Below are 26,675 nucleotides of genomic sequence, written 5' to 3'. Positions count from 1 at the left end.
TCAACTCTGGGTCTGCCCGGTGGCGCTGCCTGTTCTCCGCGACGTCAAGAGACAAGACGGAGCGGGCCCGTCTGCGCGCGGTGGCGGTCTTGCCGACCCCTTTTGGCCCGAACAACCGCCCGGCGGGGAGAGCCGCCTGGTACTCGTCGAGCAGTCGGTCCATGACCCGAAGTCTGTAAACTGCGCGGCGGCCATACCATTTCGTGAGCTCTTAGCGATCAGTTTCGTGAGCCGTAACTGTACTATTTCGTGAATCTCACTGCCATGTGCCAACATGCCCATCACCGGAATGCCGTCGACCAAGTTGATAACGAAGGCCGGGCGACTACCCGGAACGCTCTAGCCCGTGGCGATCATCCGGACGGACGGCCGGTTCCAGGCCCGCGCTTCTTCCGCCGCCTGCGATCATGGGGAGGTGATGGATCAGTACCTCATGCGGGCTTGGCTCGCCGGGGCGCCGGCGGAGGGCTACCCGTGGGGCCTGCCGGCGGTCCGGGCGCTGGCCGGCGGCGACGGGTTGGAGTTCCACAAGCATGTGACCTACCTGGTGGGCGAGAACGGGTCTGGCAAGTCCACTGTGTTGGAGGCGCTGGCGGTGGCGCTCGGATTCAACCCGGAGGGCGGCACCAGGAACTTCAACTTCGCCACGAGGGAGACGCATTCGCCGTTGCATGACCGCATCCGCACCGCCCACGGCCGCCGCGCCCACCATGGCTTCTTCTTCCGCGCCGAGTCGTTCTACAACGTCGCCACGGAGATCGAGGCGTTGGGCGTGGAGCGGTATTACGGCGGCCGTTCCCTCCACGCGCGCTCGCACGGCGAGGCGTTCTTGGAATTGGCCCGGCACCGTTTCGCCACCCCCGGCCTGTATTTCCTGGACGAGCCGGAGGCGGCGCTCTCGCCAGCCCGCCAACTGACCATACTGTCGATCCTTCACCAAGCGGTTCGGGACGGCGCCCAGTTCGTCATCGCGACGCACTCGCCGATCCTCATGTCCTACCCCTCAGCCTGGATTTACGCGCTGGACCAGGAGGGATTCCAGCGCGCCGTCTACGACCAAACCGAGCCGGTCAAGATCACCCGCCTGTTCCTCGAGAGCCCGGAGCGCATGCTGCGCCACCTGTTCGCCGAAGACTGAGGGCGCGGCTAAGAACGCCAGACACCCCACAGCTTGAGTCGACGGTTCCCAAGCACGGCCCCGTTGACGGTGCCGTCAGGGCAGTCCCAGCGCCCGCAACCCCGCCGCGACGGCCGCCGCCAGTATCACCACCACTATGAACGGCGCCCGCAGCCACAAGGCCACCCCCGCCACGCCGACCGCCGCGAGGCGCGAGTCGACGGCCAGGCCCTGGCCGTCCCCCGCCGTCTGGACGGCCAAAAGCCCGGCCAGCAGCGCCACGGTCACCAGCCCCATGATCCGGCCCACCCGTTCGCCCGCCAGCCACGAGCGCGGCACATAGGCCCCCACCACCTTCAGCCCCAGGCAGACCGCCGACCCGGCCAGCACCGTGGCCCACAACGTCGCGTCGCTCATCCGCCGCCGCCCTCGGGTTTGCCGCCGGACGCTCCCGCGTCCCGCTCAGGCTCATCCCGGCCGCCGATGCCGTCGCCACCGTCCCGCTTGGCCCGCCCGCCGTCCGGACCTGGGCGCGCGTCCCCCCCGGGCCAGAGCCCGGCCACGAGCGCGGCCAAGGCCGCCAGGAGCACGGGCACTCCGGGTGTCAGCAACGGGCTTGCCACCAGCGCGATCGCAATGGCCAAGCCCGCCGCGGCTTGAGCCCGGCGGGACGCCAGGCGCGGCCACAAAAGGCCCAGGAACGCGGCCGCCGCGGCGGCGTCAAGCCCCCAGGCCCTCGGATCCCCCATCGCGTCCCCGGCCAGCGCCCCGGCCAGAGTCAAAGCGTTCCAGCAGATCCAAACCCCGGCGCCGGCCCACCAGAAGCCCGCCCGCCGCGCCGTTGCGGAGGGCTGCGCCAATGCCACCGCGGTGGACTCGTCGATGGTCAGCAGCGCGCCCAGCAGCCGCCGCCAACCGCGCAACCCCAGCAGCGGCCCCAGTTGCACGGCGTAGAGCAGGTTGCGGCCGCCCAGCAGCGCCGCCGAGGCCACCGCCGCGCCGCCAAGGCCGCCCGCCCCCACGACTCCCACCAGCGCGAACTGCGAGCCGCCGGTGAACATGACCATGGACAGCAACTGGGTCTGCCAAATGCTCAGCCCCGCCGCCACGGCCAGCGCCCCGAACGAGACGCCGTAAAGCCCGGTCGCGACGGACACGGACACAGCTTGGCGAATCGCGGCGCGGCGGGCCGACCGGTCGCTCTTGTCGGTTGCGGTCAAAGGTCGTCTTCCTGCAAGTCTTAACGTGGTGAGCCGGGTCGCGGCCGGTTGGGGGAGCCAGAGCGAACCGCTGACGGCCAGCATGAGCCTACCGCCTGCGTCCCCGTCGGAAGCCCGGTGTGTCGGCCCAGCCAGGCGAAGCTACCCGGCGGTTTCGGCCAGTTCGAGCCAGCGGTCCTCCGCTTGGGCGACGGCTTGGCCCAGTTCGCCGAGGCGCTCGCTCAATCGCGCCGCGGCGGCCCAGTCGGCCGGGTCCGCGACCGCCAACTCGGCGTTGACGCCGTCCGCCTCGGCCCGCAACCGTTCCAGGTGCCGCTCCACCGCCGCCAGTTCCCTTTTCGCCTCCCGCGCCGCCTTGGCCCCTCCGGCGGCGCCTTCGCCCGCATCCGCGCCCGATGCCGCCTTCCCAGCCCCAGCCCCCTCCCGTGTTTTCGCTGGGACGGCCTGAGCGGCATCGGACAACTGCGAACCGGCGGCCGCCGCCAACTGCAGGTACTCCTCGACCCCGCCGGGCAGGTGCCGCAGACGGCCGCCCAGGACGGCGTACTGCTGGTCGGTGACCCGTTCCATCAGGTAGCGGTCGTGGGTGACCACCAGGAGGGTGCCGGGCCAGGAGTCGAGGAGGTCCTCGATCGCGGCGAGCATGTCGGTGTCCAAGTCGTTGGTCGGCTCGTCCAGAATCAGCACATTCGGCTCGGCCAACAAGGTCAGGGCCAACTGAAGGCGGCGGCGTTGGCCGCCGGACAGGTCGCGGATCGGGGTGGAGAACTGGGCGGGCGCGAATCCGAGGCGCTCCAACACCGCCGTGGGCGTGAGCTCCTCGGCCCCGGAGGACCAGCCCGCTTTGGCGTTCCGCCCGCCGCCGGTCCAGGCTCCGGCGGTGCGGCCGCCCGCCTGGTAGGAGGCCTTGAGCTGGTCCAACAGGTCCAAGATGCGCTGGTCGGCGATCGCTTCCAAGTCGGCCATGGTCTGCGACAGCCATGCTGGGTGGACGGTCTTGCCGCGCTTGACCCGCCCGGCCAGGGGCGGCAGTTGGCCGCTCAACACTTTCAGCAACGTGGTCTTGCCGGCGCCGTTGGCGCCCAGGATCCCGATCCGGTCGCCCGGCCCAATGCTCCAATCCACGTCCCGAAGGACCGTGCGGACCTGGTCGGAAGCGCCGGCGGGCGGCTCGCCGTCCCCCATGTCGTAGCCGGCGCTGACCCCGGCCAATTCGAGCACGTCCTTGCCAAGCCGGGTCATGGCCATGCGTTTCAGGTTGACGGCGTCGCGCGGTTCGGGGACGTCGGCGATCAGGGCGGCGGCGGCGTCCAGGCGGAACTTCGGTTTCGAGGTGCGGGCGGGCGCTCCGCGCCGCAGCCAGGCGAGTTCCTTGCGCAGAATGTTGCGGCGGCGCGCGGCGCTGGACGCCTGGCGGCGGTCCCGTTCGACCCGCTGGAGGACGTAGGCGCCATAGCCGCCCTCGAACGGCTCGACTGCGGCGTCGTGGACCTCCCAGGTGTTTTCCGAGACCTGGTCAAGGAACCAGCGGTCGTGCGTGACCAGGGTGAGCGCCCCGCGGCGGGCCGGCCAGCGGGCCCGCAGGTGCCCCGCCAGCCAGTTGATCGCCTCCATGTCCAGGTGGTTGGTCGGCTCGTCGAGGAACAGCACGTCCCAGTCTTGGATGAGGATCGCGGCCAGGGCGGCCCGTCGGCGCTGGCCGCCGGAAAGCTGGTCCACGTCTGACTCCAGGGCCAGGTCTGGGAGCAGAGCCGCCATGACCTCGCGGGACCGGGCGTCCGCCGCCCAGGTGTGGTCCGCCCTCCCGCCGGCCACCACTTCCCGCAAGCTGGCCCCGGCCGGCAATCGGTCGGCTTGGTCGAGCAGCCCCACCCTGACCCCGCCGCGCGCGGTCACCCGCCCGGAGTCTGGTTCCAAGCGTCCCGCCAGCAGGGCCATCAGCGTGGACTTGCCCGCGCCGTTGCGGCCCACAATCCCAATCCGGTCGCCGTCCGCCAATCCCAGGGACACGTCCGCCAGCACCGGGTCGCCCAAGAAGCCGATCGAGACCGCTTCGGCGCCAATCAGATGGGCCATCAGCGCCCGTTGCGTCCCGTCGCCCCGTTGCCGCCGTTGCCCGGCCGCTCGGCGGCCTGCTCGAACGGCGTCAACAATTGCGCCAGCGTGGCCGCCACCCGAAACCGGTTGGTCGCGGAGACGGGCGCAAGCAACTCGGCTTCGCGTAGCAGCAGGTCCGCCAAGGCGGCGTCGACCCGCTCGCGGCCGGCCTTGGTCAGGCGGACCCGCACCACCCGGCCGTCGGTTGGATCCTCGCGGCGTTGGACCAGCCCGGCCGCCTCGATCCGGTGGAGGCGGTTGGTCATGGCCCCAGTTGACAGCAGGATGGCCGCCGACATCTGGCCTGGCGTGAGCTCGTACGGCTCGCCGGACCGGCGCAGCTCCGCCAGCACGTCGAATTCCCAGCCTTGCAGGCCATGGCGCTCAAAAATGTCCCGGCGGACCTGGTCTAGGTACTTGGCCAGGCGTGTCACGCGCGAGAAGACTTCCAGGGGTGACGCGTCCAGGTCGGGTCGCTCGCGACCCCAAGCCTCAACGACTTGGCCGGTGGCATCCTTGCGAATGCGGGGCGGAGTGCTCATAGCCCCCCACCATAGCCGAGGATCACTCGACGTCGAGAGTCTTTAGTCGGGGCTCCCGCTCCATGCCGCGCAGCCCGTTCCAGCCCAGATTGGTCAGGTGGGCGGCCACCGTCGCCTTGTCCGGCTCTTTGGCCTCAAGCCACCATTGGCCGGTGAAGGCGATCATGCCGACCAGCATCTGGGCGTAGAGCGTGGCGGTTTCGGCGTTCAGCCGGTGGTTCTCAAACTCGGTTGCCAACAGCGCCTCGACCGTCCGAGCGATGTCTCCCAGCATTGAGGAGAATGGGCCGGTCGCCTGCGCCACGGGGGAGTCGCGGACCAGGATCCTGAAGCCGTCCTCGTTTTCCTCGATGTAGTCGAGCAGAGCCAACGCGGTGCGTTCGACAATCCGCTTCGGGTGGTCCCGGATGCTGAGCGCCCTGGTCAGGCGGTCTGAGAGTTCTTGGACCTCCCGGTCCACCACAACCGCGTAGATGCCCTCTTTGCCGCCGAAGTGTTCGTAGACCACCGGCTTGGACACTTCGGCGCGGGCCGCGATTTCCTCGACGCTGGACGGCTCGAAGCCCTTCTCGGCGAAGACGCTGCGCGCCACGGCGACCAGTTGCTCGCGTCGCTCGCGCCCGGTCATCCGGGGGCGGGCTGGTTGCCTGACGCCGCGTGCCACGGTATCCATCCTGCCAGTGCCGCCGCCGGTGACGACCCGCCGGAGGGCCCACCACCCGGACCTTGCGGCTCCGCCCCCAGGACTCGAACCTAGACTAAGGGCACCAAAAACCCCTGTGCTGCCAATTACACCAAGGCGGAAAGCTCATCTAGTCTGCCACGGCTCGCGCCCTAAATGAACTCGGCGCGTCCCGCCGCGCGGCCCGACTAAGCTGTACTCGTTCAAGTCCCCCGTCGCCCGTCGAGCGTTGGAGAGCCAGTACATGACCGAACCCGCAGTGATCGTTCTTGCCGCCGGTGAAGGCACCCGCATGAAGTCCGCCACACCCAAAGTCCTGCATCAGGCGGCGGGGCGAAGTCTTCTGGGGCATGCGATCAGCGCCGCTGAGGGGGTTGGCCCAGGCCGGATCGTGGTGGTGGTGCGGCACGGCCGCGAGCAGGTCGCCGCCGCCGCCAAGGACCTTTGCCGGGGCGTCTTGATCGCGGATCAGGACGAGGTTCCGGGCACCGGCCGCGCCGTCCAGTGCGCTTTGGCCGCGCTTGACCAAGCCGCCGGTCCTGTCGCCCCCGGCCAGTCCACCCAAGCCGCCGATGCCGTCGCACCCGACCCAGCCCCCACCCACCCCGGCCAGCCTGCCGGGCTCGCCCAAGCCGCCGCTGGCGCCACCGGGCAGACCGCACCCGCCCGGCCTGAACAGATTGTGGTGATCTGCGGCGACACGCCGCTGATCGACGCGGACACGTTGCGGGCTCTCATGGAGGCCCACACCCAGGACGCCAACGGCGTCACACTCCTGAGCGCCCAAGTCGAAGACCCGTTCGGCTACGGCCGGATTGTGCGCGACCAAGCGGGCCAAGTCGCGCAAATCGTGGAGCAGGCCGACGCGACGCCCGAGCAGGCCGCCATCACCGAGATCAACGCCGCCGCCTATGTCTTCGACGCCGGTCTGCTGCGTTCCGCTCTGGGCGGCCTTGGCCGGGACAACTCCCAGGGCGAGCTTTACCTGACGGACGTGGTGGCGGTTGCCCGCGCGGCCGGACGGCCGGTGCGGGCGCTGATCTCCGAGGATCCCGCCGTGGCGCAGGGCGTCAACGACCGGGCGCAGTTGGCGGCGGCCGCCGCCGCCATCAACCGGCGGATTGTGAACCAGGCGATGATCGACGGCGTGAGCGTGCTGGACCCGGCCTCGACCTGGATCGACGCGGGCGTGGAACTCTCTCGCGACGTGACGCTCATGCCGGGGACGCACCTCGCCGGGACCACTGCGGTGGGGGAGGGCAGCGTCATCGGGCCCTTCACCACGTTGGTGGACACGGCGGTGGGCGCGGGCGCGACTGTCGACCGGACGGTCGCCAACGGCGCGCGGATCGGCGACTGCGCCACCGTGGGGCCGTTCACGCATCTGCGTCCGGGCACGGTGTTGGGCCAGGCGACCAAGGCGGGTTCGTTCACGGAGCTGAAGGCCGCCGAAGTGGCGGACGGCGCCAAGGTGCCGCATCTGGCCTATGTGGGAGACGCCCAGGTGGGCGAGGACGCCAATGTGGGCGCCGGCACCATCTTCGCCAATTACGACGGCGTGACGAAGTCCAAATGCGTGATCGGCCCGGCGGCGCGGATCGGCTCCAACAACGTGATAGTCGCCCCCGTGGAAATGGGCGCGGGCGCCTATTCGGGCGCGGGCGCGGTTGTGCGCGGGGACGTGCCCCCCGGCTCGCTGGCGGTCAGCGCCGGCCCGCAGCGGGTGATTGAGGGTTGGACCATCCGCAAGCGCCCCGGCTCGGTCAGCGCCCAAGCGGCGGAACGGGCGCTCGCCAGTCCGCCTCAGCCTCCGTTGGAATCCCCGCAGTTGGAATCCCCACAACCCCAGCCCGCCTCAGACCAGGCCGCCCCGCCGCCGCAGACCTCCAAAGACAACTGAATCATCCACCAATCAGAAGGGCAGAGCCTTGACCAGCGGAATCATCAGCCACGACACGGAGAAGAGGATGGTCCTGGTGTCCGGGCGGGCCCATCCGGAACTCGCAGAGGCCGTGGCCCGCGAGTTGAACTGCGAACTTGTGCCAACCTCGGCGTACGACTTCGCCAACGGCGAGGTCTACGTGCGTTTCGCCGAATCCGTGCGCGGCGCCTTCGCCTTTGTCCTCCAGTCTCACACGGCGCCAATCAACCAGTGGATCATGGAGCACCTGATCATGTGCGACGCCCTCAAGCGGGCGTCCGCCAAGTCGATCACCGCGATCGCCCCGTTCTACGGCTACGCCCGCCAGGACAAGAAACACCGCGGGCGGGAGCCCATCTCCGCCCGCCTGGTGGCCGACCTGTTTGAGACCGCTGGCGCGGACCGCATGATGGCCGTCGACCTCCACACCGCCCAAATCCAGGGCTTTTTCAACGGCCCGGTGGACCACCTCTGGGCGCTGCCCATTTTGACGAACTACGTCCGCACCAGGGTGGACCGCTCGCGCCTGACCATTGTCTCCCCGGACGCGGGCCGGGTCCGCCTGGCGGACCAGTGGTCTGACCGCCTGGCCGCGCCGCTGGCGATCATCCACAAGCGCCGCGACCCGAAGGTCGCCAACCAGGTCAAGGTCCACGAGCTGGTCGGCGAGGTCGAGGGCCGCACCTGCGTGATCGTGGACGACATGATCGACACGGCCGGCACCATTGTCCAAGCCGCCGAGGCGCTGATCGCCAACGGCGCCGCCCAAGTCATCGTGGCCGCGACCCATGCGGTCCTCTCCGGCCCGGCCATCGACCGGCTGAAGAACTCCGGCATCATCGAGATAGTGGTCACGGACACCCTCCCCATCGAGGAGGAGAAGCGGATCGACAAGCTGACGGTCCTGTCGATCGCCCCGCTGATCGCTCGCGCCATCCGCGAGGTCTTCGACGACGGCTCGGTAACGTCCCTCTTCGACGGCAACTCCTAACCCCCGAAATGGGGAGGGTCTTTTCGCCTCGATGCCGGGGCCGCACCCTCGGCTGCTCAGAGCGGGCGAAGGTCCGGATCTGACTCAATCGGCGCGGTCGGGTGAGATAGGGCCGGACCCTCAGCCCTGATTTGCGCAGTCCGGCTGGCTTTGGGCGGAGACACACAGCAGCCGCCCGCGCCGAGATTCGCCCGCCATAGGACTCTTGTCCTAGACTGTCCACGGCGACCCAAGACGGACGGGGCGTGCGGCGCCAAATGGGCGCGCGGCATCGTCCGCAAAAGGGGAAACGCCGACAGCCAAGCCACCGACGACAACGAAAGGTCACGACCGAACCGTGTCTAGCCTGAACACCCGCATTCCCGAATTCAAAGCGACCGCCTACGCGGACGGCGACTTCCGCGACATCAGCGACCAGGACCTGCTGGGCCACTGGTCAGTCGTGTTCTTCTACCCGGCGGACTTCTCTTTCGTCTGCCCCACCGAACTGGCGGATCTGGCCTCGCTGTACAGCGAGTTCAAGGCCCTCCAGACCGAGATCTACTCCGTCTCCACCGACACGCACTTCTCCCACAAGGCCTGGCATGACACGTCGGAGGCGATCGGCGCCATCGAGTTCCCAATGGTCGGCGACCCGTCCGGGCAGGTCACACGGGGCTTCGGCGTTCTGATCGAGGCGAGCGGCCTGGCCGAGCGCGGCACCTTCCTGATCAACCCCGAAGGCGTCATCAAGGCCATCGAAATCTCAGACGGGGCGGTTGGCCGCGACGCCCGCGACCTGCTCCGCAAGGTCAAGGCCGCCCAGTGGGTCGCCGCGAACCCGGAGGAGGTCTGCCCGGCGCGCTGGGTCCTGGGCGGCGACACGCTCAAGCCGTCCGCCGAGTTGGTCGGCCAGATCTGACCCGAAGACGGAACGTTCCCGTGGTGGCCGGGTGGCCGCCGCGGTGGCACAATTGGCGACGGTTGCCACGTCACCGTCCAAGGAGGTGCCCGATGCCGTCCACATCGCCACATTCGTCCGCCCACCCGCCGCTGTCGCCCCGAAGGCGCCGCGGACATGCGGGTCCGGCCGCCGCGACCCGCTTGCTGGCCCTGGGTTTGGTTGTGGGCCTGGGCCTGGCCGGCTGCGGCGACAAGGCCAAAGACGACTTGGGCGAGGCCCTGACCGGGAAAGACAAGATCGCGGCGGGCGGGGCGGCGGCGCTGGAGGCGGAGCTGAGCATTGTCGCCAAGGAGGTGGCCAGCTGGTACGCCTCCGGGGACGGCGACCCGAAGGTGCAGGTCAGCGGGGGCAGTTACTACATCTGCGCCGCCAGCGAGTCGGATTGCGCGGCCGCTGGCGTTGTGATCTCGGGCGCGTCCCAGGGCGTCGAGGTCCACATGGGGCGCCTGGGCGCCTCCACCTGGTGCGTTCAGGGCTCAAGCGGATCGGACCAGGCCCATGTCACGGCCGAGTCCGGCACGGCCGCATCCGGCCCCTGCTGAAAAGCTCTGCTGAAACGCGGGCGCCGCGACGCCCGGTAGGATGGCACGGTTGCCTTGGCGAGGGAGTTCGCGGGGCGGCGGCGGATCAAGACCCAAAGGGCCTTGCCCAAGGCCGCGCCAAGACCTCCGTGATCGACTTGCATTCGGCGTCAGCCCGGCTGGCGGGCGGCTTTAGCGCCGCCCGGACTGCGGACCCGGCGGGCGCCCTCGACCCAGGCCGAACCAACCCGGCACTGGGCTCAGAACCGGTGCGGCTCGCGGACAAGCGGGCCGGCCGTCTTGCGCCGCAGGCCCTGATCAACGAATAGGAGCCCACCATGGCTGAAACAATCTTGAAGGCGCAAGCGCGCGACGAGTTCGGCAAAGGAGCGGCGCGCCGCACCCGGCGGGCGGGCCTGGTCCCGGCCGTGATGCATGACCGCGCGGAGACGCCCATCCACATCTCGCTGCCGGGCCACGAGGCGTTCCTCGCGCTCAGGCACGTCAACGCGGTGTTGACAATCGAACTGGACGGGAAGCAGACCCTGACCATTGCCCGCGAGGTCCAGCGGAACCCGATCACGGACGTGCTTCAACACATCGACCTGCAGATCATCAAGCGGGGCGAGAAGATCGAGGCGTCGGTGCCGTTGCACATTGAGGGCGAGCCGACCACGGGCCTGGCGATCCTCGACTCCCAGGAGTTGCACGTGCGGGCGGAGGCGACCAACGTGCCGGAGGTCATCTCGATCTCGGTGGACGGCTTGAGCGAGGGCGACACCATCAAGGTCGCGGATCTGATCCTGCCGGAGGGCGTCGAGGTGGTCGCGGAACCGGATGTCAACGTGGTCACCATCACGTCCACGCAGAGCGAGGCTGCGACAACGCCGGAGACGGAAGCGGCTAACGCCTTCGCGGAGGACTGATCCCGCGTACCGTGGTTGAACTGTGAGCGACGTTTGGCTGGTTGTGGGCCTGGGCAATCCGGGGCCGGATTATGCCCGCAACCGCCATAACCTCGGTTTCATGGCGGTGGACGTGCTGGCCGCGCGGTCTGGCGTGTCCTTTGCGGCCCGGGCGCATGGGCGGGCTCTGGCCGCCGCCGCCCGCGTCGGCGTGGCTCCGGGCGGCGCCCCCGGTCCGCGCGCGGTCTTGGCGAAGCCCCAGACGTTCATGAATCTGTCCGGCGGCCCCACGGCCGAATTGGCGGATTACTTCGGGGTCGAACTGGACCACGTGATCGTGGTCCACGACGACATCGACCTGCCCCCTTGGCAGGTTCGCCTGAAGCGCGGCGGCGGCGAGGGCGGCCACAACGGCCTGCGGGACATTTCCAAGGCGTTGGGCTCCAAGGATTACATCCGGGTCCGCGGCGGGGTGGGGCGTCCGCCCGGCAACCAGGACGCCGCCGCCTACGTGTTGCGCGATTTCCCGGCCAGCCAGCGCGCCGACGTCGCCTTGTTGGCGGACAAAGCCGCCGATGCCGTCGAGCGAGTCATCCTCGAAGGTTTGGACGCCGCTCAGCTGGCTTTCCACACCCAGCCGAAACCGGCGGAGGAAGAACCCGACTCCGCGCCGGCCGCCCGTCCGCGGGCAAGCGAGGCGGCGCCCGGCGGCCGCCCGGGCTCGGACCAGACGGGCGAGCAGCCATGACGTTGAGCCATTTGCCGCAGTTGCTGGCGCGGGATCCGGGCATGGCCGAAGTGCTGGAACGGGTCCGGGCGCGCGCCGGGCTGACGGCCCACCAGACCGACCACGTGGACATTGTGGCGATCGAGCCGGTCCGGCCCGCGCTGGCCGCGTCGATGGCCCGCGCCATGGCTGAGGCCCGGCGGGCGACCGCCGGTCGGAGCGAGGGCCCGCATCCGCCGGTGGTGGTGATCACCGCTTCGACCAGCGCGGCCGAGGCCTTGGCGGAGGCGGCCACCGCCATGATGCCGGGGGACGCCATCGCCGTCCTGCCGGCGTGGGAGACCCTGCCGCATGAGCGGCTCTCGCCCAGGGCGGACACTTTGGGGCGGCGGACGGCGGTGTTCCGCCGCTTGGCCCACCCGGAGCCGTCTGGGCGGCGCGGCCCCATCGAGTTGCTGATCACGCCGTTGCGATCGGTCTTGCAACCCGTGGTGAACGGCTTGGGGGAACTTGAGCCGGTCAAGCTGATGCCCGGGGACCAGGCCGATCTGACCAAGGTGGCGGAACGCTTGGCGGGCTTGGCGTACAACCGGGTCGACATGGTCACCCGGCGGGGCGAGTTCGCGGTCAGGGGCGGCATTCTGGACGTGTTCCCGCCCACCGAGGACCATGCGGTCCGGGTCGACTTCTGGGGCGACGAGGTCGAGGAGATCCGGTATTTCGCGGTCCTGGACCAGCGCTCGTCGGATCTGGTGGAAGACGGCCTGTGGGCGCCGGCCTGCGGCGAGCTGCTGTTGACGCCCGCCGTCCGGGCGCGGGCAAGGGCGCTGACGGGCCAGCTGCCGGGGATCACTGACATGCTGGACCAGATAGCGCAGGGGATCAAAGCCGAGGGCATGGAGTCCTTGATCCCGGTGCTGGCGGACGGGCTGACGCCGGTGCTGAACCTGGCCCCGAAGGGCTCGCTGATGTTGTTCCTGGACCCTGAGCGGCTGCGCCGCCGGGCGGAGGACCTGTTGTCAACGGCCCAGGAGTTCTTGGAGGCGGCCTGGGAGGCGGCGGCGGTCGGCGCGGACTCCCCGGTCGACTTGGCCAAGGGCTCGTTCTTGACGCTGGACCAACTCCATGAGGAGGCGGTCCGGATTGGCTGCGGCTGGTGGAACGCGTCCAGCTTCGGCCTACCGGGAGGCTTTGAGGCGGACTCCGCCAGCCCGGCTGACGGCCCGCCCGAGGGCCAACGCGCGGACGCCGGCCCGCCGGGCGCGTCCAACCCGGGCGCGTCCAACCCGGGGGCGCCGGCCGCAGACGGCGTTTCGCCCGGCCCCGACCCCGGGGCGGCCCATTTCGAGGCGGGCTTCGAAAGCCGGTCGGATGGCCCGGCGGCCGCAGACGGCGTTTCGCCCGGCTCCGAACCCCGGGCGGCCCAGCCCGTGATGGCGGGGCGGCAAGCCGAAGACGCGGTCCGGATCGCCTTGGGGGCGCGGGAGCTTGACAACTACCACGGCCGGGTCCCGGCCGCTGTCAAACAGTTGAAGGACTGGGTCAAGGACGGCTGGACGGTGGCGCTCACCACCGAAGGTGCGGGACCGGCCAAGCGCCTGGTGGAACGCCTGGGCGGCGAGGGCGTGCCCGCCCGGCTGGTCGCGGACCTCGACCAAGACGCGTTGGAGCATGGCGGCGGCGTGGTGTTGGTGACGACCGCCTCCGGCGGCGGCTTCCAAGTCACAGGCCTCAAACTGGCCCTGGTCAGCCAAAAGGACTTGACTGGGCGCTCGGGGACCTCGACCCGGGACATGCGCCGCATGCCGTCGCGGCGCAAAGCCGCAGTGGACCCGCTCCAGTTGAACGCCGGGGATTTGGTGGTCCACGAGCAGCACGGCGTGGGCCGTTTTGTGGAATTGGTGGACCGCACGGTGGGCAGCGGCGAAAACGCGGCCACCCGCGAATACCTTCTGATCGAATACGCGCCGTCAAAACGGGGCCAGCCGGGCGACCGGCTCTATGTGCCCACCGATTCGCTGGACCAGGTCACCCGCTACGTGGGCGGGGAGAACCCCGCACTCTCAAAGCTGGGCGGGTCGGATTGGGCCAAGACGAAGGCGCGCGCCCGCCAGGCGGTCAGCCACCTGGCCGAGGAGTTGATCAGGCTCTATTCGGCCCGCATGGCGACGAAGGGGTTCGCGTTCAGCCCGGACACGCCCTGGCAGCGGGAACTTGAGGACGCCTTCGCCTACGTGGAGACCCCCGACCAGTTGACCACGATCGACGAGGTCAAGGGCGACATGGAGCAAACCCCCCCAATGGACCGGCTGGTCTGCGGGGACGTGGGCTACGGCAAGACGGAGATAGCCGTGCGGGCCGCGTTCAAGGCGGTTCAGGACGGCAAGCAGGTGGCGGTGCTGGCCCCGACCACGCTGCTGGTGCGCCAGCACATGGAGACTTTCACGGACCGCTACGCGGCCTTCCCCGTGGAGGTCCGGGCGCTGTCCCGCTTCCAGAAGCCCAAGGAGGCGCGCCAGACCAAGGAGGACCTCGCCGCCGGCAAGGTCGACGTGGTGATCGGCACGCATTCGCTGGTCACCGGCGACGTGCGGTTCAAGGACCTGGGCTTGGTGATCGTGGACGAGGAGCAACGTTTCGGCGTAGAGCACAAGGAGACCCTCAAGGCCCAGCGCCCGGAGGTGGACGTGTTGACCATGTCCGCCACGCCCATTCCCCGCACCATGGAGATGGCGGTCAGCGGCATCCGCCAGATGTCCACGCTGACCACGCCGCCGGAGGAACGCCACCCGGTCCTGACGTATGTGGGCCCCCGCACGCCGGGGCAGATCGCCGCCGCGGTCAGGCGGGAGTTGCTGCGGGAGGGCCAGGTCTTCTACGTCCACAACCGCGTCCAGTCGATCAACCGCGTGGCGGCCGCCCTGGGCGAGTTGATCCCGGAGGCCCGCATCGCCATAGCGCACGGCCAGATGCGGGAAGCCCAGTTGGAGAAAGTCATGGTGGACTTTTGGGAGAAGCGCTTTGACGTGTTGGTTTGCACCACCATCGTGGAGACGGGGCTCGACATAGCGAACGCCAACACTTTGATAGTGGACGATGCCGACAAGTTCGGTTTGGCGCAGCTTCACCAGTTGCGCGGACGGGTCGGCCGGGGCAAAGAGCGCGCTTACGCCTACTTCTTCTATGGCCAAGGCAAGACGTTGACGGAAACGGCCCATGACCGTCTGTCGACCATCGCCGCGCAGTCGGAACTCGGCGCGGGCATGCGGGTGGCCCTGAAAGACTTGGAGATCAGGGGCGCGGGCAACATGCTGGGCGGGGAGCAGTCCGGGCACATCGCCGGGGTCGGCTTCGACCTGTACCTGCGGATGATGGCGGACGCGGTGGCGGGCGCCAAGGGCGAAGCGAACGAGGCCCCGGCGGAGGTCCAGATCGAGTTGCCGGTCAACGCCCACATCCCGAACAGCTACGTGGACGGGGACCGGCTGCGGCTGGAGGCTTACACAAAACTGTCGCAGGCGGCATCGGCGGCGGATCTTGACGCAGTGGCGGACGAGTTGACGGACCGTTACGGGCCCATCCCGGAACCAGTCGAGGCGTTGTTCGAGGTGGCGCGTCTGCGCTTGCGGGCGCGGGCGGCGGGGCTCGCCCAAATCACGGCCCAGGGCAGGTTCATCCGGCTGAGTCCCTGCGCGCTGGCCGAATCGCAGCAGCTGTGGCTGCAGCGGACCCAGCGTGGGACGGTGGTCAAACCGGCCACGCGGACGGTGCTGGTCCCAATCCCGCGCGCGGGCGGGCGGCTGGGCGACCCGGCCATGGCGGGCGTGGACCTGGTGCGCTGGCTCGGCGGCCTGATCGACGACCTGGTCAAGCGCGTTCCGGTCGCAGTCCAATGAGCTCAGCCGGTGGCCGGGGACGGTTCGCGTTTTGACTTGTCGGCCAGGCGGGCCGTGTGCCCCTGAACTGCGGCCGCCGTCAACACGGCCTCTTCGCGCTCCCCGGCGCTCCGGGAAGGCAAGCGGCCAGCCTATGGCGCGGCGCGGCGGGTTCCGCTTCCGCGTGGCGTGGCGGCGGCGGGCGCCGCGTAAGATGGGGGCGGAATGCGGCCGGTTGACGGCGAACCATTGACCCGAGGAAGGGAATCGACGTGGCTTTGAAGCTCTTGACCCGGCGCGCCGGACTGCTGGTGGCGGGCGCGCTGCTGGCCGGCCCGGTCCTGGTGGGCTGCGACCAGCCGAAGACGGCCGCCGTGGTGGGCCCGGAGACAATCAGCCAAGAACAATTGGCGACGCTGGTCGAGGAGTACAACTTCATCTACTCCCTGGCGACCGGTGCCCCGCCGGAGGACGTGGACGCAATCCTCACCCAAGCCATTGTGGACCGCATTGCCGCCAACCTGCTTGCCGAGACAGGCAATCAGGCGCTGGTCGACTCGGCGCAGGCGCTGACGCCCGGTGAATTCGCGGACTGGGTGGAGCAGAACGAGGTCGCGGACGCGGCCGCCGTTGAGCGAGTCAAAGCTTTGGATCAGGAGTCGTTCAACATCGCCACAAACCTGCGCGTCGCCCTCCTCCAAGAGGTGATCGACGCGGGCGAGGTGAGTTCGGAACAGTTGGACGCGGCCCTGGCGGACGTGAGCGTCAATCCGCGCTACGGCGAATGGCCCACAGGGGAGGAGGCCGCGGCGGCCGTGAGCCAGGTGGACCGCCCGTGGCTGATCTCGTTGGCGGCGCTCACCGCCGCCCAGAACTCCGCCGTTGCCCCCGCCCCGGTCGAGTGAGCCCGGTGGTGGATCAGACAAACCCCCCGGCCCTTACCCCCTTGGCTTCCCCGCAGCCGCTTGCCGGCGGCCAGCCTGACGCCGCTGACTGGAGCGGCGTCGCTTATCTGGTTGACACCATGGCGCGTCTGCGCGGGCCCGGCGGCTGCCCTTGGGACGCCGAGCAAACCCACGATTCGCTGGTTCAATATCTGCTCGAGGAGGCCTACGAGGCGGCTGAGGCGATTGAGAACGGCGACCGGGACGACCTGCGGGAGGAACTGGGAGACGTGCTCCTGCAAGTGGTGTTCCACGCCTCCATCGCCTCGGAGCATCCGGACGACCCGTTCGACTTGGGCGACTTGGCGCGCGGCGTGGCCGACAAGCTGGTCCGCCGCCATCCCCATGTTTTCGCAGCCGAGGCGGACGAGCGGATGTCGGCCGAGGAGTCTTACAAACGCTGGGACCAGATCAAGGCCGACGAGAAATCGCGCCGGTCGGTCCTAGACGGCATCCCGGCGGCTCAGTCGCCGCTGGCGCGCGCCCAAAAGGTCTTCGGCCGGGCCCGCCGCGCGGGCGTGGACTTGGCCGTCATGGCACCCGACCTCGCCAACCCGGGGCTGGCCGCCGAGGCGGGCGGGCCCTCAGGGGCCGAGTTGGGCGAGCGGCTCGCGGCGTTGGCCGCCCAAGCCGACGCGTTGGGGTTGGACGCGGAAAAAGAGCTGCGGGCGGCGACTCGCCGCCTGGAGGAACGAATCAGAGACTACGAAGCCAGCTAGACATTCGAAAGGAGGAGCGTCATGCGGATTGGTGTGCCCAAAGAGACGGCGGCAGGCGAGCGCCGAGTCTCGGCGAGTCCCAAGTCAGTCGCACAGTTGATCAAACTGGGCTATTCGGTGGCGGTTGAGGAGGGCGCGGGCGAAGGGGCGTCCTATCCGGATGAGCAGTACCTTGAGGCCGGAGCGGAGGTGGTGGCGAAGAAGGCGGCCTGGGGAGCGGACATCGTCACCACGATTGACCCGCCAACGGCCGCCGAGATCGGCTTGATGCGTCCGGGGGCCGTGCTGATCAGCCAGATCGCGGCGCCGCGCAGCCCGGAACGGCTGGAGGCGCTGGCCAAGGCCAAGCTGACCGTCCTGGCGATGGATTCGGTCCCCCGGATCTCGCGGGCCCAGGCCCTGGACGTGATCTCCTCGATGGCGAACATAGCCGGGTACCGGGCGGTGATCGAGGCGGCGCATGAGTTCGGCTCGTTCTTCACCGGCCAGGTGACGGCCGCGGGCAAGGTCCCGCCGGCCAAGGTGTTCGTGTCCGGCGCCGGCGTGGCCGGTCTGGCCGCGATCGGCGCGGCGCGCGCCTTGGGGGCCATCGTCAAGGCGACGGACATCCGGGCCGCGGTGGCGGAACAGGTCGAGTCGATGGGCGCCGAGTTCGTGGCGGTCGAGGCGGAAGCCCAGGAATCCACCGACGGTTACGCCAAGGAGGCGTCCCAGGATTACGCGGCGGCGGCCGAGCGGATGTACGCGGAGCAGGTCAAAGACGTCGACATTGTGATCACCACCGCTTTGATTCCCGGCAAGCCGGCGCCGCGCCTGCTGACCGAGGAGATGGTCGCTTCGATGAAGCCCGGCTCGGTGATTGTGGACATGGCGGCCGCCAACGGCGGCAACGTGGCCGGATCCGCGCCGGACAAACTGGTGGTCACGGACGGCGGCGTGAAGATAATCGGCTACACGGACTTGGCGGGGCGGCTGCCCACCCAGGCGTCGCAGCTTTACGCCCAGAACATCGTCAACCTGATGAAACTGGTCACCCCGGCCAAAGACGGCGAACTGGTCCTGGACATGGATGACGTGGTCATCCGGGGCATGACCGTGGTCAAGGACGGCGATGTGACCTGGCCGCCGCCCCCGGTGGCGGTTTCGGCCGCGCCGGCCGGGGGGGCCGCGCCCGTCCCGGCCGCGCCTGCCGCGGAGGCGAAGAAGCCGCGCAACCCGGCTGTCGGATACACCGTGATGGGCGTGTGCGCGGCGGTGCTGTTGGCCCTGTTCTGGAGTTCGCCATCCGGGCTGCTAGGCCACTTCATGGTGTTCATGCTGGCGGTGGTGATCGGCTACTACGTGATCGGCAACGTCAACCATTCCCTGCACACGCCTCTGATGAGCGTGACGAACGCGATTTCCGGCATCATCATTGTCGGGTCGCTCCTGGGATTGCGGGACGCGGATTCGTCGGTCGCGATCATAGTCCTGTCTGTGGGCGGCATCTTATTGGCCTCGATAAACGTGTTCGGCGGGTTCACGGTGACTCAGCGGATGCTGGGAATGTTCAGGAGGAGCTGACCAGAAATGTCTAATTCATTGATTCAGGGCTCCTACATCATTGCGGGCCTGGCTTTCATTCTGGCGCTGGCGGGGTTGTCGAAGCACCATACCGCCAAACGCGGCAACACGTTCGGCATGGTCGGCATGGGGATAGCCCTGGTGTTCACTGTGCTGGGCACGGTCTTGGCGGTTGAATCCGGAAATGTGACGGTGTTTGAGGCGGCTCCCTCCTGGGCCACTTTGGCCATTTTGCTGCCCATGGCCGTTGGCGCCGTGTTCGGCATTGTCCTCGCGGTCCGCGTCGAGATGACGGGGATGCCGGAATTGATCGCTCTGCTGCACTCGTTCGTCGGTTTGACGGCGGTGTTGGTGGGCTGGAACTCCTATCTGGAGCCGGGCCACCTGGGCGACAAGCTCCATTATGGGGAATTGTTCGTGGGGGTCTTCATTGGCGCGGTCACTTTCACCGGGTCGATTATCGCCTATCTCAAGCTGTCCGCCAAAATGAAGTCCGCGCCGCTGGCGCTGCCGCATCACAACGTGATCAACTTGGCGGCCATTGTGGCGTTCTTCGCCCTGACGGTCTGGTTTGTGGTGCTGCCCAAAGACCAGCAGGTCGGGGGCGGCGGCGGGTCGCTCGGCATCATCCTGCTGTCGGTCATGACGCTGATCGCGTTGCTTCTGGGCCTGCACCTGGTCGCGGCGATCGGCGGCGGCGACATGCCGGTCGTGGTCTCAATGCTGAACTCTTACTCCGGGTGGGCGGCGGCCGCCGCCGGTTTCACCCTGGGCAACGACCTGCTGATCATCACCGGCGCGCTGGTCGGCTCCTCCGGCGCCTACCTCAGCTACATCATGTGCAAGGCCATGAACCGGTCGTTCATCTCGGTGATCATGGGCGGGTTCGGATCGGACGGGGCCGTGGTCGGGGAGGCGAAGGACTACGGCGAACACCGTGAGATCACGGCGCCCGAGGTGGCGGACCTGCTGAAGGACTCCTCGTCGGTGATCATCGCGCCCGGCTACGGGATGGCGGTGGCGCAAGCCCAGAACGCGGTCGCCGACCTGACGTCGAAGCTCCGCCAAAGGGGGGTGACGGTGAAATTCGCCATCCACCCCGTGGCGGGCCGGTTGCCGGGCCACATGAACGTGTTGCTGGCGGAGGCGAAAGTCCCCTATGACATTGTGTTCGAAATGGATGAGATCAACGACGAATTCCCCGAAACGGACGTGGTGTTGGTGATAGGCGCCAATGACACCGTCAACCCGGCGGCTTTGGACGACCCGTCCAGCCCAATCGCGGGCATGCCGGTCCTCCACGTTTGGGAGGCGGGCCAGGTGATCGTTTTCAAGCGGTCAATGGCCACCGGCTACGCGGGCGTCCAAAACCCGCTCTTCTTCAACGAGAATTCGGCCATGCTCTTCGGCGACGCCAAAGTCCGGGTGGAAGACATAATCCACGCCCTCTAACAACGGCGAGAAACAAAAAACGGGGACGGTACCTATTTCCGGCAGGCCGGAAATAGGTACCGTCCCCGTTTTTCGCGCCGCCCCCGTTTCCGCGGCTACCGGCCCAGTTGGATCAACCGCTGATAGCGGTGCGCCGAATCCTTCCAGTGGCGTTTCCGGCCGTCCGCGTAGTCAACATAGAGAAGGCCAAAACGGCGGTCGTAACCATACGCCCACTCGAAATTGTCCATCAACGACCAGGCGAAGTACCCGGTCACCGGAACGCCCCGCTGGATCGCGGCGGCCAAGGCTTCAATGTGCCACTCCAGATAGGCGACCCGTTTGGGGTCGTGGACGGCGGCATCGGGCTCCAAAACGTCTGGGAAAGCCGAACCGTTTTCGGTGACGGCCAAATCCAAGCCGGGATAGCGCTGGGACAACTCGACCAACAACTCGGTCAGCGCGGCCGGGTCAATGTTCCAACCCATGTCCGTGAGCGGCCCGGCGGGAGGCAGGAACTCGACGTCCCCGGCGCCCGGCCACGGGTTGCCCGCGCCGTGGCCGGTCTGGGCGACGGGCGGGGCGCCCGGAGGCAGCCGGCGCACCAGCGAGGACGAATAGTAGTTGACCCCCAGGGAATCCAGCGGCTGGCGGATCGCGTCCAAGTCCCCGTCCTGGACAAAGCCGAAATCCGTGAGCGGGGCCACGTCCGCCAGGAGGTCGGCGGGATACTCGCCGTCCAGAACCGGGCCTAGGAAGACCTCGTTGCCGACCGCTTTGACCTGGCGGGCGGCGTCCTGGTCAGCGGCGCCGGCGGAGGCTGGCCGGATGACGTGCAGGTTTAGGGTCAATGAGACCTTCGCGTCCGGGACCGCCGCCCGGATGGCGGCCGCCCCCAACCCGTGGGCCAGGTTCAGGTGATGCGCGGCCGCCAGCGCTGCCGCGCCGTCGGTCCGCCCAGGGGCGTGGGCGCCGGAGGCGTACCCCAGGAAAGCCGAACACCAAGGCTCGTTGAGCGTTGTGTACGTCGCGACGTCCCCGCCCAGAGCCTGCGCCACCAACCGCGCGTAGTCCGCGAAACGGTACGCGGTGTCGCGGTTTGGCCACCCGCCGCGGTCTTCGAGCGCCTGCGGCAGGTCCCAGTGGTAAAGGGTGCACCAGGGCGCTATACCGCGCGCGAGCAGGCCGTCCACCAGGCGACGGTAGAAGTCGAGGCCGCGCTGGTTGGGCTGCCCGGAGCCGGTCGGCTGGACCCGTGGCCAGGCCACGGAGAACCGATAGGCGCGGGCGCCCAAACGGGCCAGGTGGTCCAGGTCCTCCTCCCAGCGGTGGTAGTGGTCGCAGGTGACATCCCCCGTGTCGCCGTTCAGCACGGCGCCGGGTGTGTGCGCGAACGTGTCCCAGATCGACTCGCCCCGGCCGTCCTCCCGCACAGCGCCTTCGATTTGGTAGGCGGCGGTGGCCGCCCCCCAAGCAAAGCCGGGCGGGAAACTGAACCCTTCGGGCAATCGCAGCGACATAGCGTCTCCTTACCTGGTTCTTACCTGGTCATCCGGTCATCCGGTCGTCCGGTCACGGGGTGATGTAGCCGGCCGCGAGCGTCAATTCGTACCACTCCGGCCTGGTCAGCGGCACGTCGGAGCCTTCGGCCGCGCCGGCCACGCGGGCTGGCGTGGTGGTTCCCAGAACCACCTGCATGTTGGCCGGATGCCTGGTGATCCACGCGGTCGCTATCCCGATCGGGCTGATCCCGTACTTCGCGGCCAGGCGGTCGATCACGTCGTTGAGTTTCGGCTCCCGTTCGCGGTCGCCCAGGAACGTGCCGTCAAAGAACTTGCGCTGATACGGCGACCAGGCCTGAACGGTGATCTTGTGCGCGCGGCAGTAGTCCAGCACGCCGCCGCCGTCACGCGTGATGGACTGGTCGAGCCCGTCCATGTTGATCGCCATTCCCTGCGTCACAATCGGGGCGTGGGTGATGGAGAGCTGCAACTGGTTCGCCACCAGCGGCTGGCGGACGGCGGTCTTGAGCAATTCGATCTGGCGCGGCGAGTGGTTGGAAACCCCAAAGTGACGCACTTTGCCAGCCGCCTCCAACTGGTCGAACGCCGCCGCGACTTCCTCCGGTTCGACCAGCGCATCCGGCCGGTGCAGCAGCAGAATGTCAATGTAGTCCGTGTTCAGGGCCCGCAGCGACCCTTCAGCGGCTTCGACCAGGTGCGCGGCCGAATAGTCGAAGTAGGCCCAGCCCTTGCCGGTCGGCACAATCCCGGCTTTGGTCTGCAGGATCACCTCGGCCCGTTGGGCGGGCGACCATTTCAGCGCCTCGGCGAACCGGCGCTCGCACTTGTGTGCCTCGCCGCCGTACACGTCCGCGTGGTCGAAGAAGTTGATGCCGGTGTCAAGTGCGGTGGCGACAAGCTCTCTGATCTGTTCGTCGGTCTTGTCCTTGATCCGCATCATTCCCGCGACAACGTTCGGCACCTGCAGGTTTGTGCCCGGGAGTGGAAAAGTTCGCATGAGTCTTCCTTGGGAGATTCGATTGGGCAGTAGCGCCGTCAATGCTAGTGGTACCGCTTCCACAAGACCGGGACCAACAGTCGCCAGAACGCCAACCTCCCAAGGCCGGGGCCGCCACCGTCCAGCGAGGGTCGGGCCGGTTGCGCCGACCTGCGCCGATGCCGTGGGGCGGTTTGGCGGCATCGGCGGCGTTTGTCCGTTTCTCCCCGAAGCGGGGGTTTTGGGCTTGCTTCGGGGAGTTCCGGACAGGCCCCTGGTCGGCGGTGCGACGGTCCGGCCCGCTGGCCTGCGCCGATGCCGTGGGGCGGGTCGGCGGCATCGGCGGCGTTTGTCCGTTTCTCCCCCAAGCGGCGGTTTTGGGCTTGCTTCGGGGAGTTCCGGACAGGCCCCTGGTCGGCGGTGCGACGGTCCGGCCCGCTGGCCTGCGCGGATGCCGTGGGGCGGGTCGGCGGCATCGGCGGCGTTTGTCCGTTTCTCCCCGAAGCGGCGGTTTTCGGCTCGCTTCGGGGAGAACCGGACAGGCCCGCCCGGCGTGGTGGGCACGGCGAGCGGCATTGTTGCCGCGGGTCGGCTCGACGGCGCGTCCGGTGAGAACGGCCAGGGCGGGGCAGCGGACTTTGCTGACGAAGGATTGCAGGCGTGGGGGCGCGCATCTGGGAAACTGGCTGGGTGAACCACGACGCCCTCGCGGCCGGCTTCCTCAGGGTGGCGGCCTGCTCGTTCCCGGTGCGGCTGGCTGATCCGCAGGCCAACGCGGCGGCCATCGCGGACCAGGCCCGCGCCGCCGCCCAGGCCGGCGCACACTTGGCGGTCTTCCCCGAACTCTGCCTGACCGGCTACTCGCTGGACGATCTGTTCATGCAGTCCGCCCTGATCGGCGCGGCGGAGGTGGCGTTAGTCGAACTTGCGGCCGCCTCGGCGGCCATGCCGATCGCCATTGTGGTCGGGGCGCCAATCCGCGCGGGCCACCGCCTTTACAACTGCGCCGCGGTGATAGCCGCAGGCCGGGTGTTGGGCGCCGTGCCGAAGTCCTACCTGCCCAATTACCGCGAGTTCTATGAGCACCGCCAGTTCGCCTCCGGCTTGGAGGTCGACTGGCGCGTCGAGCTCAAGGGGCAAGCCGAGCCCGTCAGGGTCAGCGCCAAGCAGCTTTTCGACATAGTGGTCGCCCCCCGCGCTGCGGCCGAAACCGCGCCTCTCGCCGCCGCGGCGCCCCCTGTGGATGCGGGGGCGCCGGCCGCCTCTCCCGCAACCGCCTTCGCGGCTCCCCCCGCCCCAGCCTCCGCCGACAACCCCCCGGCACCGACCGCCCAGCCATCGCTGGAAGCCCCGGCATTCCGTCTGGGGATCGAGGTCTGCGAAGACCTGTGGGTCCCCATCTCGCCGAGCGCGGAGGCGGCCTTGGCCGGCGCCGAAGTCATCGCCAACATCTCCGGCAGCCCTATCACGGTGGCCAAGGCGCGCGAGCGCCGCCGCCTCGCCGAGGCCCAGTCCGCGAAGCTGATCTGCGGTTATGTCTACGCGGCCAGCGGCAAGGGCGAGTCGTCCACGGATTTGAGCTGGGACGGCCAGACCATCATCCACGAGCGGGGAGACCTCCTCGCCGAGGGCCCCCGCTTCGCCGACGGCCCGGTCACCACGCTGGCCGACCTCGACCTGGCCCTCATCCGCCAGGACCGCCTCCGCCAGGGCACTTTCGACGACAACCGCGCGGCCCACGCCGCCCGGCTCGCCCGTTTCCAACCCGTCGGCGCCACGTTGCGGCCATCCGGCACCGAGCAATCCGCCGATGCCGTCCCCCCGCCCAGAAACGGGGACGGTACCTATTTCGCGCCCGCCGCGCGGGGAGGCTCTGGCGACCGACCGGCTGAAAATGGGGACGGTACCTTTTTCCCGCCCGCCGCGCGGGGAGGCTCCGGCGACCGACCGGTTGGAAATGGGGACGGTACCTATTTCGCGGCCGCCCCCACCGCGGCCCCTGGTGACAGGCCGGATGGGAGCCGCCGCCGGGGAAACGCCGTGGACGGCGAAAGCCTGCTGCGGGAGATTCCGCGTTTCCCGTTCGTGCCGGACGACCGCCAGCGGTTGGACCAAGACTGCTATGAGGCCTACAACATCCAGGTCAGCGCGCTGACGCAGCGAATCTCCGCGATTGGGCGGCCAAGAATCGTGATCGGGGTGTCCGGCGGCCTGGACTCCTCGCACGCGCTGATCGTGGCGGCCAAGGCCATGGACCGGCTAGACAGGCCGCGGGCCGACATCTTGGCGTACACCATGCCGGGCTTTGCCACCACGGAGGCGACCAAGGCGAACGCGACGGAGTTGGCGGCCGCGCTGGGGGTCAGCTTCGAGGAGCTGGACATCCGTCCGGCGGCCAGGCAAATGCTGGCGGATCTGGATCACCCGTTCGCCCATGGCGAGCCGGACTACGACATCACTTTTGAGAACGTCCAGGCCGGCCTCAGAACGGATTACTTGTTCCGCCTGGCGAACTACCGGGGCGGAATTGTGCTCGGCACCGGCGACTTGTCGGAGCTCGCCTTAGGTTGGTGCACTTACGGCGTGGGCGACCAGATGTCGCATTACAACGTCAACGCGGGCGTGCCGAAGACGCTGATCCAGTACCTGATCCGCTGGGTGGTCAAGACCGCCCAATTCGACCAGCGGGTTGGTCGGACTTTGGAGGCGATCCTGGGCACGGAGATCAGCCCCGAGTTGGTGCCTCCGGGGGCCACTGGCGCCATCCAGTCGACGGAGTCGGTGATCGGTCCGTACCCGCTGCAGGATTTCGCGTTGTATTACACGCTGAGGTTTGGCCTCACCCCGAAGCAGGTGTTTTTCCGGCTGCGCCAGGCCTGGGAGGACAAGGACCGGGGGGTCTGGCCGGACGGCGTCCCGGAGGCGAACCGCCGGGGCTACCAACCGGAGGAGTTGCTGCGCTGGTTGGAGGTCTTCTATCAGCGGTTTTTCTCATCCCAGTTCAAGCGCTCGGCGCTGCCCAACGGCCCCAAAGTGGTCAGGGCGGGCGCTTTGTCGCCGCGCGGCGATTGGCGCCAGCCCTCGGACGCGCCGGCGGACCTCTGGCGGCGCGAAATCGAGGCGATCCGGGCGGGCCTAGCGGCAGACGGCCAGCCGATCCGCCCCGACCGCTTGGAGGACCGATGAGCGCCGCGCCCGGTCCAACCCCGCGGCCCGTTCTCAGCGCGGGCCCCCGGCCGGCGCGCCCGGCTCAGCCCCACCGTTCGGAGGAACTATGAACGCCCAACCTGCCGCCGCCCAACCGCCCAGCCCAATCCCGCCGGAGGGTCAGCCGTTCGCGCTGATCAGACGGGGCGATTCGCCCCTTGTTGAGGTGCTGACCGGCGAACTCAAGGACGTCGGCGCCACCCAGGACATCCCGCTGGAGCGAAGCGCGGTGCTGGCCGTGGTGCCGTTCCGTCAAATCGCCGAGCGCGGGTTCGACGTGGTGGATGACAAAGCGCCGCTGCGCTGCCTCATGGCGGACCAGCGGATCCAGGTGCCCGTGCCGCAAATCATGGCCGCCCTGCCCGCCCAGGCTCCGCAGTTCCACGCGGGTGAGTTCGACATCCCGGACGAGGAGTACGCCGCCCAGGTCAAGGAGATCATTCAAGAGGAGATCGGGAGGGGCGAGGGCGCGAACTTTGTGCTCCACCGCACCTACCGGGGCCAAGTCGAAGCGGATTCCCGGAATGCGGTGCTGGCCTGGTTCGGAGCGCTGTTGAGGGGAGAACAAGGCGCGTATTGGACCTATGCGGTCTGGACCCCTGGTTTGGCTTTCGCGGGCGCCAGCCCCGAGCGGCACCTGACCGTCAAGTCGGGCGTGGTGACTATGAACCCGATTTCCGGCACGTACCGCCATCCGGCCGAGGGCCCCACCGTGGGCGGAATGCTGTCCTTCCTGACGGACGCCAAAGAGGTCGACGAGCTTTTCATGGT

At 68.8% G+C, this 26,675-nt stretch carries 19 protein-coding genes, 1 tRNA gene and 3 pseudogenes; 15 read left to right on the top strand and 8 right to left on the bottom strand.

Annotated elements, in window-relative coordinates; all coding sequences use genetic code 11:
• Positions 1-346 precede the first annotated feature (346 nt).
• A complete protein-coding gene (locus tag LBC97_16120) occupies positions 347-1,138 on the top strand; it encodes an AAA family ATPase (protein ID MDR2567542.1) in 792 nt (263 codons plus the stop codon).
• A gap of 75 nt (positions 1,139-1,213) precedes the next feature.
• Here LBC97_16120 and LBC97_16115 read toward each other — a convergent pair whose 3' ends face one another.
• From LBC97_16115 to LBC97_16090, 6 genes and pseudogenes are all read right to left on the bottom strand, one after another.
• Positions 1,214-1,534, bottom strand: coding sequence for an AzlD domain-containing protein (locus tag LBC97_16115; GenBank protein MDR2567541.1), 321 nt, complete (start codon positions 1,532-1,534; stop codon positions 1,214-1,216).
• Positions 1,531-2,337 carry an AzlC family ABC transporter permease gene (locus tag LBC97_16110; GenBank protein ID MDR2567540.1) on the bottom strand — a complete coding sequence of 269 codons (807 nt, stop codon included), beginning with the start codon at positions 2,335-2,337 and terminating at the stop codon, positions 1,531-1,533. Before LBC97_16110 ends, LBC97_16115 begins: the two co-directional genes overlap by 4 nt.
• 660 nt (positions 2,338-2,997) lie before the next feature.
• A pseudogene (locus LBC97_16105) lies at positions 2,998-4,347 on the bottom strand (ATP-binding cassette domain-containing protein).
• 251 nt (positions 4,348-4,598) lie between these two features.
• Positions 4,599-4,976 (bottom strand): annotated as a pseudogene (locus tag LBC97_16100) (MarR family transcriptional regulator).
• A 22-nt stretch (positions 4,977-4,998) separates the two neighbouring features.
• Complete coding sequence (locus LBC97_16095) at positions 4,999-5,640, bottom strand: TetR/AcrR family transcriptional regulator (protein ID MDR2567539.1); 642 nt, start codon at positions 5,638-5,640, stop codon at positions 4,999-5,001.
• Positions 5,641-5,708: 68 nt separating this feature from the next.
• Positions 5,709-5,780 (bottom strand) — tRNA-Gln (locus LBC97_16090).
• A gap of 122 nt (positions 5,781-5,902) precedes the next feature.
• On the opposite strand from LBC97_16090, the gene glmU reads away from it, so the two are divergent.
• The 12 genes from glmU to pntB all read left to right on the top strand — a co-directional run bounded on the left by glmU (position 5,903) and on the right by pntB (position 20,219).
• Positions 5,903-7,558 (top strand): bifunctional UDP-N-acetylglucosamine diphosphorylase/glucosamine-1-phosphate N-acetyltransferase GlmU, encoded by a 1,656-nt coding sequence (gene glmU / locus LBC97_16085; protein ID MDR2567538.1) that lies wholly within the window; start codon positions 5,903-5,905, stop codon positions 7,556-7,558.
• Between the two features lie 28 nt (positions 7,559-7,586).
• Positions 7,587-8,570: a ribose-phosphate diphosphokinase gene (locus LBC97_16080; protein MDR2567537.1), complete on the top strand. Its 984-nt coding sequence runs from the start codon at positions 7,587-7,589 to the stop codon at positions 8,568-8,570.
• Between the two features lie 337 nt (positions 8,571-8,907).
• Positions 8,908-9,471, top strand: a complete 564-nt coding sequence (ahpC, locus tag LBC97_16075) for a peroxiredoxin (protein ID MDR2567536.1) — start codon at positions 8,908-8,910, stop codon at positions 9,469-9,471.
• A 92-nt stretch (positions 9,472-9,563) separates the two neighbouring features.
• The gene (locus LBC97_16070) at positions 9,564-10,055 is read left to right on the top strand and encodes a hypothetical protein (protein MDR2567535.1); all 492 of its coding nucleotides are present in this window, start codon (positions 9,564-9,566) and stop codon (positions 10,053-10,055) included.
• 128 nt (positions 10,056-10,183) lie between these two features.
• Positions 10,184-10,363, top strand: a complete 180-nt coding sequence (locus tag LBC97_16065) for a hypothetical protein (GenBank protein MDR2567534.1) — start codon at positions 10,184-10,186, stop codon at positions 10,361-10,363.
• 9 nt (positions 10,364-10,372) lie between these two features.
• Entirely contained in the window at positions 10,373-10,960 is a 588-nt protein-coding gene (locus LBC97_16060; protein MDR2567533.1) for a 50S ribosomal protein L25/general stress protein Ctc, read from the top strand.
• 22 nt (positions 10,961-10,982) lie between these two features.
• A complete protein-coding gene (pth, locus tag LBC97_16055) occupies positions 10,983-11,687 on the top strand; it encodes an aminoacyl-tRNA hydrolase (protein MDR2567532.1) in 705 nt (234 codons plus the stop codon).
• Complete coding sequence (mfd, locus tag LBC97_16050) at positions 11,684-15,562, top strand: transcription-repair coupling factor (protein ID MDR2567531.1); 3,879 nt, start codon at positions 11,684-11,686, stop codon at positions 15,560-15,562. The genes pth and mfd overlap by 4 nt, the downstream gene beginning before the upstream one ends.
• A gap of 251 nt (positions 15,563-15,813) precedes the next feature.
• Positions 15,814-16,446, top strand: a complete 633-nt coding sequence (locus LBC97_16045; protein MDR2567530.1) for a hypothetical protein — start codon at positions 15,814-15,816, stop codon at positions 16,444-16,446.
• Positions 16,447-16,451: 5 nt separating this feature from the next.
• The gene (locus LBC97_16040) at positions 16,452-17,204 is read left to right on the top strand and encodes a MazG family protein (GenBank protein ID MDR2567529.1); all 753 of its coding nucleotides are present in this window, start codon (positions 16,452-16,454) and stop codon (positions 17,202-17,204) included.
• 21 nt (positions 17,205-17,225) lie between these two features.
• A complete protein-coding gene (locus LBC97_16035) occupies positions 17,226-18,767 on the top strand; it encodes a Re/Si-specific NAD(P)(+) transhydrogenase subunit alpha (GenBank protein MDR2567528.1) in 1,542 nt (513 codons plus the stop codon).
• Positions 18,768-18,773: 6 nt separating this feature from the next.
• Positions 18,774-20,219, top strand: coding sequence for a Re/Si-specific NAD(P)(+) transhydrogenase subunit beta (gene pntB, locus LBC97_16030; protein ID MDR2567527.1), 1,446 nt, complete (start codon positions 18,774-18,776; stop codon positions 20,217-20,219).
• A gap of 95 nt (positions 20,220-20,314) precedes the next feature.
• On the opposite strand, the gene LBC97_16025 is transcribed toward pntB, so the two are convergent.
• The gene (locus LBC97_16025; protein ID MDR2567526.1) at positions 20,315-21,718 is read right to left on the bottom strand and encodes a beta-glucosidase; all 1,404 of its coding nucleotides are present in this window, start codon (positions 21,716-21,718) and stop codon (positions 20,315-20,317) included.
• A gap of 52 nt (positions 21,719-21,770) precedes the next feature.
• A complete protein-coding gene (locus tag LBC97_16020) occupies positions 21,771-22,718 on the bottom strand; it encodes an aldo/keto reductase (GenBank protein ID MDR2567525.1) in 948 nt (315 codons plus the stop codon).
• Positions 22,719-23,387: 669 nt separating this feature from the next.
• Here LBC97_16020 and LBC97_16015 point away from each other — a divergent pair.
• Positions 23,388-25,823 (top strand): annotated as a pseudogene (locus tag LBC97_16015) (NAD(+) synthase).
• A 148-nt stretch (positions 25,824-25,971) separates the two neighbouring features.
• Positions 25,972-26,675: chorismate-binding protein (locus LBC97_16010; GenBank protein MDR2567524.1), on the top strand; the 704-nt coding region annotated here is incomplete at its 3' end.

Source organism: Bifidobacteriaceae bacterium (genome assembly GCA_031281585.1).
In the GTDB taxonomy this organism is placed as follows: Bacteria; Actinomycetota; Actinomycetes; order Actinomycetales; family WQXJ01; genus JAIRTF01.
This window is presented reverse-complemented; position numbering and strand designations above follow the sequence as displayed.

Excerpts from the sequence above, each read along its gene's own strand:
- LBC97_16025 (MDR2567526.1), bottom strand. The coding sequence starts at position 21,718 with ATGTCGCTGCGATTGCCCGAAGGGTTCAGTTTCCCGCCCGGCTTTGCT.
- LBC97_16070 (MDR2567535.1), top strand. The coding sequence starts at position 9,564 with ATGCCGTCCACATCGCCACATTCGTCCGCCCACCCGCCGCTGTCGCCC.
- glmU (MDR2567538.1), top strand. The coding sequence starts at position 5,903 with ATGACCGAACCCGCAGTGATCGTTCTTGCCGCCGGTGAAGGCACCCGC.
- pntB (MDR2567527.1), top strand. The coding sequence starts at position 18,774 with ATGTCTAATTCATTGATTCAGGGCTCCTACATCATTGCGGGCCTGGCT.
- LBC97_16020 (MDR2567525.1), bottom strand. The coding sequence starts at position 22,718 with ATGCGAACTTTTCCACTCCCGGGCACAAACCTGCAGGTGCCGAACGTT.
- mfd (MDR2567531.1), top strand. The coding sequence starts at position 11,684 with ATGACGTTGAGCCATTTGCCGCAGTTGCTGGCGCGGGATCCGGGCATG.
- LBC97_16035 (MDR2567528.1), top strand. The coding sequence starts at position 17,226 with ATGCGGATTGGTGTGCCCAAAGAGACGGCGGCAGGCGAGCGCCGAGTC.
- LBC97_16115 (MDR2567541.1), bottom strand. The coding sequence starts at position 1,534 with ATGAGCGACGCGACGTTGTGGGCCACGGTGCTGGCCGGGTCGGCGGTC.
- LBC97_16060 (MDR2567533.1), top strand. The coding sequence starts at position 10,373 with ATGGCTGAAACAATCTTGAAGGCGCAAGCGCGCGACGAGTTCGGCAAA.